The organism is Bacillus sp. NPDC094064 (assembly GCF_050279585.1).
In the GTDB taxonomy this organism is placed as follows: domain Bacteria; phylum Bacillota; class Bacilli; order Bacillales; family Bacillaceae_G; genus Bacillus_A.
The window spans coordinates 386479-403728 of sequence record NZ_JBNNUI010000003.1 but is presented as its reverse complement, the minus strand read 5'-3'; the positions used below and the strand labels follow the sequence as shown (position 1 = coordinate 403728).

Annotated in this window: 15 protein-coding genes; 12 read left to right on the top strand and 3 right to left on the bottom strand. The window is 36.0% G+C overall.

What is annotated here, in order from left to right; genetic code table 11:
* Nucleotides 1-83 precede the first annotated feature (83 nt).
* The 3 genes from typA to ACQKNI_RS09800 all read left to right on the top strand — a co-directional run bounded on the left by typA (nt 84) and on the right by ACQKNI_RS09800 (nt 2679).
* Nucleotides 84-1928 (top strand): translational GTPase TypA, encoded by a 1845-nt coding sequence (typA, locus tag ACQKNI_RS09810; RefSeq protein ID WP_088230212.1) that lies wholly within the window; start codon nt 84-86, stop codon nt 1926-1928.
* A 158-nt stretch (nt 1929-2086) separates the two neighbouring features.
* The gene (locus tag ACQKNI_RS09805; protein WP_000893656.1) at nt 2087-2389 is read left to right on the top strand and encodes a YlaH-like family protein; all 303 of its coding nucleotides are present in this window, start codon (nt 2087-2089) and stop codon (nt 2387-2389) included.
* 14 nt (nt 2390-2403) lie between these two features.
* Nucleotides 2404-2679, top strand: a complete 276-nt coding sequence (locus ACQKNI_RS09800) for a hypothetical protein (protein WP_088230211.1) — start codon at nt 2404-2406, stop codon at nt 2677-2679.
* A 35-nt stretch (nt 2680-2714) separates the two neighbouring features.
* On the opposite strand, the gene ACQKNI_RS09795 is transcribed toward ACQKNI_RS09800, so the two are convergent.
* On the bottom strand, nt 2715-2915 hold the full coding sequence (locus ACQKNI_RS09795) for a YlaI family protein (protein ID WP_001995040.1): 201 nt from the start codon (nt 2913-2915) through the stop codon (nt 2715-2717).
* Nucleotides 2916-3060: 145 nt separating this feature from the next.
* Here ACQKNI_RS09795 and ACQKNI_RS09790 point away from each other — a divergent pair, with 145 nt between their 5' ends.
* Together ACQKNI_RS09790 and ACQKNI_RS09785 are read left to right on the top strand one after the other, a co-directional pair.
* Entirely contained in the window at nt 3061-3516 is a 456-nt protein-coding gene (locus ACQKNI_RS09790) for a pyridoxamine 5'-phosphate oxidase family protein (protein WP_088230210.1), read from the top strand.
* A 246-nt stretch (nt 3517-3762) separates the two neighbouring features.
* The gene (locus ACQKNI_RS09785) at nt 3763-5091 is read left to right on the top strand and encodes a PhoH family protein (RefSeq protein ID WP_000358079.1); all 1329 of its coding nucleotides are present in this window, start codon (nt 3763-3765) and stop codon (nt 5089-5091) included.
* A 37-nt stretch (nt 5092-5128) separates the two neighbouring features.
* Here ACQKNI_RS09785 and ACQKNI_RS09780 read toward each other — a convergent pair whose 3' ends face one another.
* Nucleotides 5129-5626, bottom strand: coding sequence for a peptidyl-prolyl cis-trans isomerase (locus ACQKNI_RS09780; RefSeq protein WP_427282348.1), 498 nt, complete (start codon nt 5624-5626; stop codon nt 5129-5131).
* 155 nt (nt 5627-5781) lie between these two features.
* On the opposite strand from ACQKNI_RS09780, the gene ACQKNI_RS09775 reads away from it, so the two are divergent.
* The 3 genes from ACQKNI_RS09775 (at nt 5782) to pyc (ending at nt 11154) form a co-directional block, all read left to right on the top strand.
* Nucleotides 5782-6069 carry a YlaN family protein gene (locus tag ACQKNI_RS09775; RefSeq protein WP_000135694.1) on the top strand — a complete coding sequence of 96 codons (288 nt, stop codon included), beginning with the start codon at nt 5782-5784 and terminating at the stop codon, nt 6067-6069.
* 125 nt (nt 6070-6194) lie between these two features.
* Nucleotides 6195-7373 carry an FtsW/RodA/SpoVE family cell cycle protein gene (locus tag ACQKNI_RS09770; protein WP_088230207.1) on the top strand — a complete coding sequence of 393 codons (1179 nt, stop codon included), beginning with the start codon at nt 6195-6197 and terminating at the stop codon, nt 7371-7373.
* 334 nt (nt 7374-7707) lie between these two features.
* Entirely contained in the window at nt 7708-11154 is a 3447-nt protein-coding gene (gene pyc, locus ACQKNI_RS09765; protein ID WP_088230206.1) for a pyruvate carboxylase, read from the top strand.
* A gap of 75 nt (nt 11155-11229) precedes the next feature.
* Here pyc and ctaA read toward each other — a convergent pair whose 3' ends face one another.
* On the bottom strand, nt 11230-12165 hold the full coding sequence (ctaA, locus tag ACQKNI_RS09760; protein WP_088230205.1) for a heme A synthase: 936 nt from the start codon (nt 12163-12165) through the stop codon (nt 11230-11232).
* A 497-nt stretch (nt 12166-12662) separates the two neighbouring features.
* Between ctaA and ctaB the strand changes: the two genes are divergently transcribed.
* The 4 genes from ctaB (at nt 12663) to ctaE (ending at nt 17248) form a co-directional block, all read left to right on the top strand.
* A complete protein-coding gene (gene ctaB / locus ACQKNI_RS09755; protein ID WP_088230204.1) occupies nt 12663-13586 on the top strand; it encodes a protoheme IX farnesyltransferase in 924 nt (307 codons plus the stop codon).
* A 93-nt stretch (nt 13587-13679) separates the two neighbouring features.
* Nucleotides 13680-14729, top strand: coding sequence for a cytochrome c oxidase subunit II (coxB, locus tag ACQKNI_RS09750; protein WP_088230203.1), 1050 nt, complete (start codon nt 13680-13682; stop codon nt 14727-14729).
* A gap of 60 nt (nt 14730-14789) precedes the next feature.
* Nucleotides 14790-16625 carry a cytochrome c oxidase subunit I gene (gene ctaD / locus ACQKNI_RS09745; RefSeq protein ID WP_170952755.1) on the top strand — a complete coding sequence of 612 codons (1836 nt, stop codon included), beginning with the start codon at nt 14790-14792 and terminating at the stop codon, nt 16623-16625.
* Entirely contained in the window at nt 16625-17248 is a 624-nt protein-coding gene (gene ctaE, locus ACQKNI_RS09740) for a cytochrome c oxidase subunit III (RefSeq protein WP_000557861.1), read from the top strand. The genes ctaD and ctaE overlap by 1 nt, the downstream gene beginning before the upstream one ends.
* Nucleotides 17249-17250 lie beyond the last annotated feature (2 nt).

The following is a 17250-nucleotide window of genomic DNA, read 5'->3' as shown; positions in this document are numbered from 1 at the left end:
CATTCTTGATTTTATTTTGATTGCCATTGTATCCCCTTCGCTCTTATAATAGAGAAGGATTAAAAAGACATTAGGAGTTGGACATGTTGAAAAAACGACAAGATTTACGAAACATAGCAATTATTGCCCACGTTGACCATGGTAAAACAACACTTGTTGACCAGTTATTACGTCAAGCGGGGACGTTCCGTGCGAATGAACATATTGAAGAACGCGCAATGGACTCAAACGATCTAGAAAGAGAACGTGGTATTACAATTTTAGCAAAGAATACTGCGATTCACTATGAAGATAAAAGAATTAACATTTTAGATACACCTGGTCACGCTGACTTTGGTGGAGAAGTAGAACGTATCATGAAAATGGTTGATGGTGTTCTACTTGTTGTTGATGCATATGAAGGTTGTATGCCACAAACACGATTTGTTTTAAAGAAAGCTCTTGAGCAAAATTTAACTCCAATCGTTGTTGTAAACAAAATTGACCGTGACTTCGCTCGCCCTGATGAAGTAGTTGATGAAGTAGTCGATTTATTCATCGAACTTGGTGCAAACGAAGATCAATTAGAGTTCCCAGTAGTATTTGCATCAGCAATGAACGGAACAGCAAGCTTAGATTCAAATCCAGCAAATCAAGAAGAGAATATGAAATCATTGTTTGACACAATTATTGAACATATTCCAGCACCAGTTGATAACAGCGAAGAGCCACTTCAATTCCAAGTAGCACTTCTTGATTACAATGACTATGTTGGGCGTATTGGGGTTGGACGCGTATTCCGCGGTACAATGAAAGTAGGACAACAAGTTGCTTTAATGAAAGTAGACGGAAGCGTGAAGCAATTCCGCGTAACGAAATTATTTGGTTACATTGGATTAAAACGTCAAGAAATTGAAGAAGCAAAAGCTGGAGATCTAGTAGCTGTTTCAGGTATGGAAGACATTAACGTAGGTGAAACGGTATGTCCGGTTGAGCATGAAGAGGCTTTACCATTATTACGTATTGATGAGCCAACACTACAAATGACATTCCTTGTAAATAACAGCCCATTTGCAGGTCGTGAAGGTAAATACATTACTTCTCGTAAAATTGAAGAGCGTCTTCGTTCACAATTAGAAACAGACGTAAGTTTACGTGTAGATAATACAGATTCTCCTGATGCATGGATCGTATCTGGACGTGGGGAATTGCATTTATCGATCTTAATTGAAAACATGCGTCGTGAAGGTTACGAATTACAAGTATCTAAGCCAGAAGTAATTATTAAAGAAGTTGATGGCGTAAGATGTGAGCCTGTAGAGCGCGTACAAATTGATGTACCTGAAGAATACACTGGTTCTATTATGGAATCAATGGGTGCACGTAAAGGTGAAATGTTAGATATGGTGAATAATGGAAATGGTCAAGTTCGCCTTACTTTCATGGTTCCAGCACGTGGTTTAATTGGTTATACTACAGAATTCTTAACATTAACTCGTGGTTACGGTATTTTAAACCACACATTCGATTCTTACCAACCAGTACACGCTGGTCAAGTTGGTGGACGTCGCCAAGGTGTTCTTGTTTCACTTGAAACAGGAAAAGCATCACAATACGGTATTATGCAAGTTGAAGATCGCGGTGTAATCTTCGTTGAACCAGGTACAGAAGTATATGCTGGTATGATTGTAGGAGAACATACACGTGAGAACGATTTAACAGTTAACGTTGTAAAAATGAAACAACAAACTAACATTCGTTCTGCAACGAAAGACCAAACTTCAACAATGAAAAAACCACGTCTAATGACTTTAGAAGAATCATTAGAGTACTTAAATGAAGACGAGTTCTGTGAAGTAACTCCAGAATCAATTCGTCTACGTAAAAAGATTCTTGATAAGAGCGAGCGCGAAAGAGCTGCTAAGAAAAAGAAATCTGTAGAAGCGTAAAATATTAGAACAGCTACCTTTAGTTAGGGTAGCTGTTCTTTTTTATCTGTATTTTTTAGAATATTTACTCTTTTTTGTGGACAGTATTTTTTTTGCGGGTTACTCTTGTATTAAGTACATAAATAAAATTTGTATTTTGTGAGAAAGGGGGATGAATGATGTTAGAAAGAATGTCGTTTTTCGCGAAATTATGTAAAGTTGATGAAAATCCAGAACTAGGGATGTGGTTACTGTATGGCATCATTATTATATTAAGTGCACTTGTGTATAATTTAGGTTTTGCAAGAAAGCTATCGATAATAAAAAATATAGTGATATATATATCGTTAGCGATTGGATGCACCGTGTTAACTTTCTTTGCAGTTTTTTTACCTGTTGGCGAGGGGCTTGTTGTAGCGGCAATTGTACTTGGGATTTATAGATTACGTTTACGTCAAGCAAGACAACAAAAAGCAGGGTGAGGAGGCGAAGTTTTATGCGTTCAGTACAAGATGCATTATATAATTGGTTAACAATTAAAACAGTTGCGGAAGCACGTCCAGATGATAGTGCTGCAAAAGAAACGTATTTGTTATTTCAAAATATGATATATGAAGAACATAAATTGAAGAATGTGGAAGTTAAAAAGAACGAAGAAATGTATTTAATTACATATGAAAAGAACGGGGAAAGAAAATCTGCAAGATTTCCATTAGAAGCTATTGATTGTTTCTTGGATCAAATGAATCGTGAACCTGAAAAATATAAATAAGTCCTTAATCATATAGATAAGGACTTATTTATATTTTACCAATCGTCTTCAACTTTTTTATCACGATATAATCGGAAATTACCACTTGCATGACGTTCCATCGTACGCTCTGCAATTCGTTCCGAACATTCCATGCACATATATGTATGAATAGGGCGGTTACGCAGTTTTTTTGCCATAGGATTTTCATCATCTAACATATCTTTTTTATCACAAATCATACATTTGACTCTCATTTCGTCACCTCAATACAGATTCTATCAGTATAAGTATATCATGGAAGTGTAATGTTTTTGAATAATAGCAGGAAAAAATAATATTTTCGCAATTCGAAAAATAAGTTATGATAAGGATATATCAAGTATATTTGGAGGTGGAAATATGGCGAATGTAGTAGAGCCTACATTAACAGATGATTTAGTACAAACGTTACGTAAAGAATGTATTGTTATGGTAGCAACGACAGATTTCGAAAAACAAGTCCCTAACGTAAGTGCTATTTCTTGGGTGTATGCATTGAGTGAAACTAGTATTCGATTTGCGGTAGATCAACGTTCACGTATTGTGGAAAATATAAGGCACAATACAGGAGTAGTATTGACTATAATGGCGAATGGATCCGTATTTTCCATAAGTGGTGCTGGTGAAATTTTGACAGATAGAATGGAAGGCATTCCTCTAAAATTAACTGTAATAGAAGTAAATGTGCAAGAAGTACGTGATGTGATGTTTTATGGAGCAAAACTTGCAATTGAACCAACATATGAAAAAACATACGATCTTCGGGCAGCGAAAAAACTGGATAATCAAGTGTTGGTAGGGATGAAAGAATTATAAATGTGATAAATAAAAAAGTCAGTTATTAACTTTTGTAATCGGTTATTGTGATTTTATGTTAATAATTATAATTAAAAGTAATATATTGAATAGAAATGAATAAAAAATAAATAAAAGGTTTAATGGCTATAAATTTCGATTCTACCTCGTTTATACGGTACATATAATTATAACAATGGTTCGTCCATATTTTATGGATGAAACCCTTGTTCTACAAATTTAAAAGTGGAGTCAGGGGGTAACAGGTTGGATAAAATTTATGTGTTAGATACGAATGTACTTTTGCAGGATCCTTTATCTATTTTTTCATTTGAAACCAATGAAGTAGTGATTCCAGCAGTTGTATTAGAAGAGGTTGATTCAAAGAAACGTTATATGGACGAAGTAGGACGAAATGCTCGTTATGTATCTAAGTTAATAGATAAATTTCGTGAAATAGGAAAGCTGCATGAAAGTATTCCGCTAGAAAACGGCGGTACATTTCGTATTGAATTAAATCACCGTTCATTTGTTCAACTACAAGATATTTTCGTAGAGAAAACAAATGATAATCGAATTTTAGCTGTAGCAAAAAATCTATCTTTAGAAGAACAAGAAAAAGAGGACGGGAAGTCTGTTATTTTAGTAAGTAAAGATGTGCTCGTAAGGGTAAAAGCTGATGCAATTGGATTGAAGGCTGAAGATTATTTAAGTGATCGCGTAATTGAAGTAGATAATATATATTCAGGATTTTTAGAAGGGTATATATCAAAAGAACAATTGGATTATTTTTATGAAAAAGGTGAATTACCTTTATCTGAAATTGCAAATCATCCTTTTTATCCAAATCAGTTTGTGGTGATGAAAGATGCGCTAGGGGGTTCTAGTTCTGCACTTGGAATTGTGGATCACTTAGGTAAGAAAGTGAAGAAACTTATTTTTCACAATGAGCAAGTATGGGGAATACGACCACGCAATGTGCAACAAATAATGGGATTAGAATTGTTGCTTCGCGAAGATATTCCGCTTGTAACGTTAACGGGGAAAGCTGGTACAGGAAAAACGTTACTTGCGTTAGCTTCGGGATTAATGCAAACGGAAGATTTAGGGTTATACAAAAAATTACTTGTTGCAAGACCAATCGTTCCAGTCGGAAAAGATATCGGTTATTTACCAGGAGAAAAAGAAGAAAAGTTAAGACCATGGATGCAACCGATTTTTGATAATCTAGAGTATTTATTTAATACGAAAAAGCCAGGGGAATTAGATGCTATTTTAGCTGGAATGGGCTCGATTGAAGTAGAGGCCCTTACGTATATACGCGGAAGAAGTATTCCGGATCAGTTCATTATAATTGACGAGGCGCAAAATTTAACAAAGCATGAGGTGAAAACGATACTAACAAGGGTAGGAGAAAAAAGTAAGATTGTATTAATGGGAGATCCTCAGCAAATTGATCATCCGTATTTAGATGAATATAATAACGGGTTAACTTACGTTGTGGAGAAATTTAAAGAGCAACGAATTAGTGGTCATGTGAAGTTTGTGAAAGGGGAGCGCTCTAATTTAGCTCAACTTGCAGCCGATCTATTATAAAAAGGAGTGAGCATATGCTCACTCCTTTTTATACACTTTAAATAATTGTAAATTTACGGATGTTACGGATCGGATTTTGTCTGTTAGATCCATCATTGAAATATAGATGCACAGGTCCATCTTCTTTTAATGGCTTTCCTTCTTTTGAAAAGCCAAGAATTGCATTTTTGACAGTTTCTAACGGAAGCGTCAGTGTATGATCTACTGTTTCAATTTCGACTTGCGTAGCGTCCGCATCCATTTCAGCGTTGGCAAGAAATGGATGGAAGGGTATACCGAATGTTCCGGTAATCAACTGTTCTTTTTTATATTTCTTTACACTTTGTTGTATCGGTGGAAAAACAGCACCATCACGGATTTCACGATCCCAATGTTCAGAAGTGTTTTTTAAATAAGTTTCTAGTTCAGATATGTTTTCTCTAGTTTCATCAAAGTAAGTTGTCAAATCTACTTTTCGATCATCAAAGATCCAAACAGTTGGATCGATAGTGATTGGAAAACGTACTTTTCCGTTAATAAATAAAATTTCGCTCATCGTTGTTCCCCCATTTGTGTTATACTCCCACTTTTCAGTATAATAGTATTAGACACTGTTGTCACAAAAAATGTTTCTATTGCAATTTGTTAAAACTATCGCTAATATTAATAGATAGGATAGAGGAGAGTAGGACGGAAACGGAGGGAATCAATTTGGCGTCTGAGACAGTAGCAAATCATCAGGAAAAGGCACTAGCCCTTCTACAAGCGGATGCGGAGAAGATTTTAAGACTTATTAAGGTGCAAATGGACCACCTTACAATGCCGCAATGTCCATTATATGAAGAAGTGTTAGACACACAAATGTTTGGACTATCCCGCGAGGTTGATTTTGCAGTTCGCCTTGGTCTTATTGCAGAAGAACAAGGGAAAGCAATGTTAGGTGAGCTCGAACGTGAGTTATCTGCACTTCATGAAGCATTTACAAACAAACAACAATAACGGGTTCAAATAAGGGGGCTCAAACTAAATTAGTTTGAGCTTTTTATTTGTATAATAAAGCAGGAAGAACCTATATACATATGGAATACAACAATAATTAAATTGAAACAGAGAGAGGAAATGAAATGAAAAAATTATGGAAATCAATGGATTATTCATTGTTACTTCCTCTTGTTATCTTATGTGTGCTGGGAGTTATAATGGTATATAGTTCGAGTTCCATTGTTGCGATTTCGAGATTTGATAAACCAGCAAACTTCTTTTTTAAAAGACAATTATTTACTTTAGCTGTTGGGACAATTGTACTACTAATTCTTGCTATTATCCCATATAAAATTTGGAGGAAACGGATCTTTTTATTAGGGAGTTATGCTATTAGTGTTGCATTATTAGCAGCAGCAGCTTTTTTTACTAAGACAGTAAACGGCGCAAATGGGTGGGTATTTGGAATCCAGCCTGCAGAATTTGTAAAGATAACAGTGATCCTTATATTGGCGAATTTTTTTGCGAAAAAGCAAGAAACGAATACGCCTGTTTTTAAAGGATCGGGACCAATCCTTTTGGGTGTTGGTTTTATCATATATTTAATTTTAAAGCAAAATGACTTAGGTACCGATTTGTTAATTATGGGAACCGTAGGAATTATGTTTCTTTGTTCGGGAGTTAATGTTAATTTATGGATTAAACGAATTGCTTTAACTTCTATACTATGGATTCCGGCACTATATTTTCTAGGAAGCTATGTGTTAAATCCGTATCAAAAGGCACGTTTTTCAGTCTTTCTTGATCCATTTAATGATCCTCAAAAGGATGGATTTCAATTAGTAAATTCATTTATTGGAATTGCTTCAGGTGGGTTAAATGGTAGAGGGTTAGGAAATAGTGTGCAAAAGTATGGCTACTTACCAGAACCGCAAACGGATTTTATAATGGCAATTATATCTGAAGAACTTGGTTTTATAGGTGTGGCTATTATTTTAATCTGTTTATTGCTTATTATTATTCGGACATTTAGAGTTGCACAAAAGTGTGCGGATCCATTTGGAAGTTTAATTGCGATTGGCATCGCGGGCTTGTTTGGAGTTCAAACGTTTATTAATGTTGGTGGGATGTCTGGATTGATACCACTGACAGGAGTACCTTTACCGTTTGTTAGTTACGGTGGTAGTTCTTTATTAGCTAATTTACTTGCGATGGGGATATTATTGAATATTGCTAGTCATGTAAAACGGCAAGAGCAACAACAGAATGAGTTAATGATAGAAAGAGAACAAGGTGGCCCGCATCTTGTAGTTGTAAAATAAAAACACATTGTGCTTTAGAGCACAATGTGTTTTTTTGTTTTTAACAAATTCCAAATATGATGTATCAATTTGTTTTTATACTAAAAAAATATATCACATTCAAATGAATGTGATATACAATTAGGTTGTTAGAAAAGGAAGAGGTATGCTATACTATTTTTGTGAAACAAATTGATCAGAAAACTTATCATTTGTTAAAAAATAAGGTATGATGGATAAAAATAAAGTGAAGCTTTCTAAGTATAATATAATGTGGAAAGTGAAGAACTTCACGCTCTTTAGAGTGTGTATATATTTTATCTCTAGAGTGGTAGGAAAGTAGAGGGGGAAAATCATGACAAAGCTGCAACGTATTCAAAAAGTATTGGTAGCTAACCGTGGAGAGATTGCAATTCGTGTGTTTCGAGCTTGTTCGGAACTTGGATTAAAAACAGTTGCAATCTATTCGAAAGAGGATAGTGGTTCTTATCATCGCTATAAAGCCGATGAGTCCTATTTAGTTGGGGAAGGAAAAAAACCAATTGATGCTTATTTAGATATTGAGGGCATTATTGAGATTGCGAAAAGTAATCATGTAGATGCAATCCACCCTGGATATGGTTTCTTGTCAGAAAATATTCAATTCGCAAAACGTTGTGAAGAAGAAGGGATTATCTTTATCGGCCCAAAAAGTAAGCATTTAGATATGTTTGGAGATAAAGTTAAAGCAAGAACACAAGCGCAGCTAGCACAAATACCAGTTATTCCTGGTAGCGATGGTCCGGTAAATTCACTAGAAGAAGTCGTAGAATTTGCTGAAAAGTATGATTACCCGATTATTATTAAAGCGTCCCTTGGCGGTGGCGGTCGTGGTATGCGTATTGTACGTACGAGTGAAGAATTAAGAGAATCGTATAATCGAGCGAAGTCAGAAGCGAAAGCAGCCTTTGGTAATGATGAAGTATATGTAGAAAAATTCGTTGAAAAACCTAAACATATAGAAGTACAAATTTTAGCAGATGAAGAGGGCAATGTTGTTCATTTATACGAGCGTGACTGTTCTGTACAACGTCGTCATCAAAAAGTTGTAGAAATTGCACCGAGTGTATCACTTTCGGATGATTTGCGTCAGCGTATTTGTGAAGCTGCTGTAAAGTTAACGAAAAATGTAAACTATTTAAACGCAGGAACAGTGGAATTCCTTGTAAAAGATAATGAGTTCTATTTCATTGAAGTAAATCCACGTGTTCAAGTAGAACATACGATTACAGAGATGGTTACAGGAGTGGATATCGTTCAATCGCAAATTTTAATAGCTGATGGGCATGCATTACATAGTAAGATAGTAGGTGTACCTAAGCAAGAGGAAGTGGTTGTTCATGGATTTGCAATCCAATCTCGTGTAACGACTGAGGACCCACTAAATAATTTCATGCCAGATACAGGGAAAATAATGGCGTATCGATCAGGCGGTGGTTTTGGTGTGCGTCTTGATACAGGTAATAGCTTCCAAGGTGCAGTTATTACACCGTACTATGATTCTTTACTTGTAAAAGTTACAACTTGGGCGCTTACTTTTGAACAAGCTGCTGCAAAAATGGAACGTAACTTAAAAGAATTCCGTATTCGTGGTATAAAAACAAATATTCCATTCCTAGAGAATGTAGTAAAACATAAAAACTTTTTATCAGGAGAATATGATACTTCGTTTATTGATGTGTCACCTGAGCTATTCTTGTTCCCAAAACGTAAAGACCGTGGAACGAAAATGTTAAATTACATTGGTTCAGTAACAGTAAATGGATTCCCGGGAGTAGGAAAAAAAGAGAAGCCAATATTCCATGATGCTCGTATACCGAACGTAAAACACTCAGAGCCAATCCAAAATGGGACGAAACAAATTTTGGATGAGCGTGGAGCGGATGGATTAGTAAAATGGGTACAAGATCAAAAACGTGTACTATTAACTGATACAACATTCCGTGATGCACATCAATCATTACTTGCAACTCGTATTCGTACAAAAGATTTACATCAAATTGCAGAACCAACAGCGAGAATGTTACCAAACTTATTCTCAGCAGAAATGTGGGGCGGTGCAACGTTTGATGTTGCCTATCGTTTCTTAAAAGAAGATCCATGGGAACGATTACTAGATCTTCGTGAAAAAATGCCAAACGTTTTATTCCAAATGTTACTTCGTTCTTCAAATGCAGTTGGTTACAAAAACTATCCAGATAACTTAATTCAAAAGTTTGTGGAGTGTTCTGCTCAAGCTGGAATTGATGTGTTCCGTATTTTTGATAGCTTAAACTGGGTTGAAGGTATGAGAGTTGCGATTGATGCTGTACGAGATACTGGTAAAATCGCAGAAGCGACAATGTGTTACACAGGGGATATTCATGATCCGCTACGTAGCAAGTATGATTTGAATTATTATAAAAACTTAGCAAAAGAGTTAGAAGCATCAGGAGCTCATATATTAGGAATTAAAGATATGGCGGGCTTACTAAAACCAAACGCAGCATATGATCTAGTTTCAGCATTAAAAGAGACAGTATCGATTCCGATTCACCTGCACACACACGATACAAGTGGAAATGGTATATTAACGTATACGAAGGCAATTGAAGCAGGCGTTGACATTGTAGATGTAGCAGTAAGTTCTATGGCTGGTCAAACGTCACAACCAAGTGCGAACACGCTATACTATGCATTAGGTGGAAACGAAAGACAGCCAGACGTTAATATAGATTCATTAGAAAAACTATCTCATTACTGGGAAGATGTACGTAAATACTACGCACCGTTTGAAAGTGGTATGAACGCCCCTCATACAGAGGTATATATGCACGAAATGCCAGGTGGACAGTATAGTAATCTACAACAACAAGCGAAAGCGGTTGGCTTAGGTGATCGCTTTGATGAAGTGAAAGTAATGTATCGCCGTGTGAATGATATGTTTGGAGATATTGTAAAAGTAACACCATCATCTAAAGTTGTCGGTGATATGGCATTATTTATGGTTCAAAATCACCTGACAGAACAAGATGTTTTAGAACGTGGACATTCTATGGACTTCCCAGGATCTGTTGTTGAAATGTTCTCAGGAGATTTAGGACAACCATACGGTGGTTTCCCGAAAGAATTACAAGAAATTATTTTAAAAGGGAAAAAGCCTTTAACAGTAAGACCGGGTGAATTACTAGAGCCAGTAGATTTTGATGCTTTAAAAGAAGAGTTATTCCATAAACTCGGACGCGAAGTGACGATTTTTGATGTAGTTGCATATGCATTATATCCGAAAGTATTTATGGACTACGAAAAAGTTGCTGAGCTCTATGGAAATGTATCTGTGCTTGATACACCGACATTCTTCTATGGTATGAGACTAGGTGAAGAAATTGATGTGGAAATTGAACAAGGTAAAACATTGATGGTTAAACTCGTATCAATTGGAGAACCTCAGCCGGATGGGAATCGTGTTCTTTACTTGGAATTCAACGGTCAACCACGTGAAATTGTTGTGAAAGATGAAAGTGTGAAAGCGACAGTTGCCCAACGTATGAAAGGAAACCGTGAAAATCCAAACCATATTAGTGCAACAATGCCAGGAACGGTTATTAAAGTAGTTGTAAAAGAAGGCGATGAAGTGAGAAAAGGCGATTCTATGGCAATTACGGAAGCGATGAAAATGGAAACGACAGTTCAAGCGCCGTTCAATGGTAAGGTGAAGAAAGTATATGTAAATGATGGAGACGCGATTCAAACAGGTGACTTACTTATTGAATTAGATCATTAAAATAAAAAATGGGCTGTGAAAGCAGCTCTTTTTTATTACAAAAAATACCTTGCCGAATGGGCAAGGTATTTAAATTTATTTTGTTTGTTTAGAAGTTGATTCGGCTTCTTTTGCATTGACCTTACTTCTTGTACCCAGCATAACTAAATAGCATAATACAGCAAACAAGCAAGAAATGAATAGGGAATGTAATAATGCCATTGTTAAACTAGCATTTGTAAATACAACTAAAATCCCAACAATAGCTTGAAGTGTTACAAGGATAAAGGAAATAATCCATCCCCAGTATACTACGCGTTGTTGTTTGTATTGACGAATAGCAATAATCATCGCGTATAGTATCCAAACGAAGATTAACATTGCTGCAATTCTATGTCCCATTTGAACCCACTCATGCAGTTGAGTTGGTATAGGTCTATTTTTGCTACATAAAGGGAAGTCTGGACAAGCTAAGGTAGCTCGTTCGTGACGTACTAAAGCACCTGTGTAGACAACGATATAACAGTAAATTGTTACACCATAAATATGAAATTTCATTTTTTTGTCCATAATAAGTGAACGTGCATCAAATTTCTGATCAATTTCAAAAATAAGACACGCTAACAAAATGACAGAAGCAAATGAAATTAAGGAAATACCGAAATGGATAGCAAGTACTGCTGGTACTTGTCCCCAAACAACTGCTGCGGCTCCCATTAATGCTTGTGCAACTAAAAATACGAAGGATAAAATTGCTAACGTTTTTGTTTCGCGCACATGTTTATAATATTTCCAGGACAAAATACAAAGGAGAGTGACAAGAATTCCTGCTGATCCTGATGTAAGGCGGTGACTTAGTTCAATAATAGTTTCCATTGATAAATTAGATGGAACAAATTCACCGTTACAAAGTGGCCATGATTTACCGCAACCTTGACCAGAACCTGTTTTTGTAACTAAAGCGCCTCCTAATAAAACTATTAATAAATCAAGGCTCGTAATGACTGCTAACCATTTAATAAAGCGTTGCAATCTCTTTCACCATCTTTCTGCTATGAAGTTATTGCGAAATATTTTCATTCCATTATGTATAGAATAAAACGCGCTAGTTCCTATGATATATAAAAAATAATAAAATAGCAAAGAAATGGAGGGGGAGGACAAGGAAGAGGAAACGATTGTGAAAAGAGGATGCGTAAGGAAATTTTTAGGTGAAAAACAGGCTGTTTTGAAAAGAAATGGGGAGAAAACGTGTTAAATATGACAAAATAGTTTATTATAGAAGGTAACATCATGTTATGATAAGGATAAGTAAGAATAAATTTTTTTATGTTCGACACAAAAAGTTCATGTTTTCTTCACAAAATGTTCGGGAAATATGATTTAATATATTGGAGTATGGGCGTAGATTAGTAGTAGAATGGGTTAACAATATTTCTACTGTAATAATATTGCTATATAGAAGCGAATTATTTCATTCGAAATAAGCGCAAAAAGAAAGATGAAAGTTTTAAGAGGGGGTTAAAGTGATGAACCATGCAACAAGTGAGCTGCATGATGAGTCAGCTGTAACAAGTGTACCGGAAACAACTCGGCTACAAGATTTATCAGCGCTCGTTAAAATGGGGATTGTAAACTCAAATACACTTACTGTATTTACAGGATTTTGGTTGGCACTACATTTTAATGGATTAAGTGTAATGGACAATCTGGATAAGTTATTTTTTACAATCGTTGGTTCTGGATTAATTATGGCAGGGGTATGTTGTTTAAATAACTATATTGATCGAGATATCGATCCGTTAATGGAAAGAACGAAAACCCGTCCAACGGTTACTGGAAAGTATAAACCAGGATTCGCACTTACATTTGGACTAGTTATATTACTTCTGGGATTTGTATTTTTATTATTAACAACACCGATGGCAGTATTAATGGGGTTTATTGGTGCTTTCACATATGTTGTCTTATATACTTTATGGACAAAGAGAAAGTATACACTAAATACTGTTGTAGGTAGTATATCTGGAGCAGTTCCACCTTTAATTGGATGGGCGGCAGTTGATCCATCTTTAGGTCATCCAATTGCTTGGATGTTATTTTTAATTATGTTTATTTGGCAAATCCCACATTTTCTCGCATTAGCGATGAAACGTGTTGATGAATATCGAAATGCAGGAATCCCAATGCTTCCTGTAGTTCATGGATTTGAAATTACGAAACGCCAAATTATGATTTGGACAGTATGTTTATTACCACTACCATTTTATATGAGTGGACTTGGGATAACATTTATGGTAATCGCAACACTGCTTAACATCGGATGGATCGTTTTAGGGTTTTATGGCTTCCGTAAGAAAGATGACATCAAATGGTCCGTACAAATGTTTGTTTATTCCCTAAATTATTTAACAATCTTATTTGTATCAATGATTGTAGTTACATTCTTCTAAGACAACGACATAATTGGATTTCTTTACGTTGAGATTTACTTTACTTAACTATAAAGTACAATCTAATTCACAAGGAAAGTGGGGGTTGTTTGTATGAAGAAACAGTGGCGACTGCTTTCGTTCGTTTCACTGCTGGCTTTACTGTTAGGGGGATGCGGTAAAGCCTTTCAATCTACTTTAATTCCGCAAGGAGAAGTAGCAAAAATGCAATATGATCTGCTTTTACTAGCGAGTGCGATCATGGTAGGAGTAGTACTAGTAGTTACTATTATTTTCTTATATGTAATTGTGCGTTTCCGACAAAAGAAAGGTCAGGAAGATTTTATTCCAGAGCAAGTTGAAGGGAATCACAAACTAGAAATTATATGGACAGTTATTCCGATTATACTTTTATTAATCTTAGCTGTTCCGACGGTTACATATACATTCAAACTTGCTGATGTAAGTGCGATGGAGAAAAAGAATATTGATAAAGATACTATCGTTGTTGATGTAACAGCGAATCTTTATTGGTGGGAATTTTCTTATAAATCAGAAAAAATAGTAACTTCTCAAGATTTAGTTATCCCCACAGGCAAGAAAGTGTATTTGAATTTGAAGGGTGCCGATATTAAACATTCATTTTGGGTTCCATCTTTAGCTGGAAAAATGGATACAAATACAGATAATGTAAACAAAATGTGGTTAAAGGCAGATAAATCGGGCACTTATAATGGTTTTTGTACAGAATTTTGCGGTCCATCACATTCTTTAATGCAATTTAAAGTGAAAGCTTTGGATGAAAGCGAGTACAAAAAATGGCTTGCTGATATGAAGAAGATTGATGGGAAAAAAGAAGTAGCTTCAACAAAGGCACAAGAGGGCCAAGAAATATTTAACAAAAGCTGTATTGGTTGTCATGCAGTTGGATCTAATGATAGTAGACCACCTTCCGCTCGTATCGCACCAAACTTAGCAAACTTTGCTGATCGCGATATGGTTGCCGGTATTGCCGAAAACAATGAAGAAAACTTAAAAAAATGGCTTAAAGATCCTGAAAATATGAAGCCAGGAAATAAAATGACTGGTAAATATGGCAACTTAACGGATGATCAAATTGATGCATTAAATGCATATTTACAGACGTTAAAAGTTGAGAAGTAAAGAGGGATTATTCGCGAAGGGGAGGTTGAAAACGTGAGTTCTGTAGCAAAAAAACAGGGGATGGGTGCTGTCATATGGGATTATTTAACGACAGTAGACCATAAAAAGATTGCCATTCTCTATTTAATTGCAGGTGGATTGTTTTTTATAGTAGGCGGATTAGAAGCCTTGTTTATTCGCCTTCAATTAGCGATTCCTAACAATGCTTTTCTTGTTGGGGATGCTTATAATCAAGTATTAACGATGCACGGTACAACAATGATTTTCCTCGCAGCTATGCCACTCGTGTTTGCATTTATGAACGCAGCCGTACCACTTCAAATTGGTGCGCGCGATGTAGCGTTCCCGTTTTTGAATTCACTCGGATTTTGGTTATTTTTCTTTGGTGGAGTATTTTTAAATTTAAGTTGGTTTTTAGGTGGAGCACCGGATGCAGGTTGGACTTCTTATGCATCTTTAGCTTTAGCTTCTAAAGGCCATGGTGTTGATTTTTATGTACTCGGTTTACAGATATCTGGTATTGGTACATTGATTGGTGGTATTAACTTCCTTGTTACAATTATTAATATGCGTGCGCCAGGAATGACATATATGCGTATGCCGATGTTTACATGGACAACATTTGTAACATCATCACTTATATTATTTGCATTTCCACCATTAACGGTAGGATTAGGGCTTTTAATGTTAGATCGTTTATTTGGCACAAGTTTCTTTAATCCGGCCTTAGGCGGGAATACAATTATATGGGAGCATTTATTCTGGATCTTTGGTCATCCGGAAGTATACATTCTTATACTCCCAGCTTTCGGAATATTCTCAGAAATCTTCGCTACATTTTCGAAAAAACGATTGTTTGGTTATTCATCAATGGTATTTGCGACTGTACTAATCGGATTTTTAGGATTTATGGTATGGGCGCATCATATGTTTACAGTTGGTCTTGGGCCAGTTGCAAATGCTATTTTCTCAGTTGCAACAATGGCGATTGCAGTTCCGACCGGTATTAAAATATTCAACTGGCTCTTTACAATGTGGGGCGGAAGTATTCGCTTTACGACACCGATGATGTGGGCAGTAGCTTTTATTCCATCATTCGTAATGGGTGGAGTTACAGGCGTTATGCTTGCATCTGCACCAGCTGATTATCAATTTCATGATAACTATTTCGTAGTAGCGCATTTTCATTATGTAATCGTCGGCGGTGTTGTATTTGGTTTACTTGCGGGGGCCCATTATTATTGGCCACTGATGTTTAATAAAGTATTAAATGAAACGTTAGGAAAGATAACATTTTGGTTATTCTTCATCGGTTTCCATTTAACATTCTTTATTCAGCATTTCCTTGGATTGATTGGGATGCCACGCCGTTACTACACATATCTTGAGGGTCAAGGTTTGGAAATGGGGAATATGATTAGTTCTGTTGGAGCGGTGTTTATGGCTCTTGGAACGATTGTTCTTCTATTCAATGTAATTAAAACAACTGTATCAAAAGAGAAAGCTGGTCGTGATCCATGGGATGCGCGTACATTAGAATGGACAATGCCAGCACCTACACCAGAATACAATTTCAAACAATTACCGTTTGTTCGTGGGTTAGATCCGTTTTGGATTGAAAAACGTGAAGGTAATAAAGAGATGACAGCGGCGGAACCAGTTGGTGATATTCATATGCCAAATGCTTCATTTTCACCATTTATCATTTCTCTAGGCTTATTCATAGCGGCATTCGGTGCAATGTATATGCAAGGTGGAAAAGATAAGTTTTGGTTATTAGTAGCAATTATTGGTTTAATCATTACATTTGGCACAATGTTCCTACGTTCAGTAATCGATGATCACGGATACCATATTCATAAGGAAGATTTAGAGGATAAGGGGGGCAAGGCGTAATGCATGTAGATGAAAAATTAACAAATGAAACATTTCCAGCAGAGCCTGAAAAAGCAACCCTTGAGGGCAAAAATAAGTTTGTCGGTTTTTGGTTATTTCTTGGAGGCGAAACAGTGTTGTTCGCTTCCTTATTCGGCACATATTTAGCGCTAAAAAACTCTACAAATGGTGGACCAACATCTCAAGAGATGTTCCAAATGCCACTCGTTTTCATTATGACGATGCTTTTATTAACGAGTAGTTTAACAAGTGTATATGCGATGTATCACATGAAAAACTTTAACTTTAAGAAAATGCAGCTTTGGTTACTTGTAACAGTGTTACTTGGCTTAGGCTTTTTGGGATTTGAAATATATGAGTTTTATCATTATACGCATGAATTTAAGCATACTATGAGAAGTAGCGCATTTGGTTCAGCTTTTTATGCTCTTGTTGGTACACATGGACTTCACGTATTGTTTGGATTGTGTTGGATATTAACATTAATCTTCAGAAATGCGAAGCGAGGTTTAAATCTATACAATGCACCAAAGTTTTACGTTGCATCAATCTATTGGCACTTTATTGATGTAGTTTGGGTGTTTATTTTCACTGTAGTATATTTGATGGGAATGGTGGGATAAAC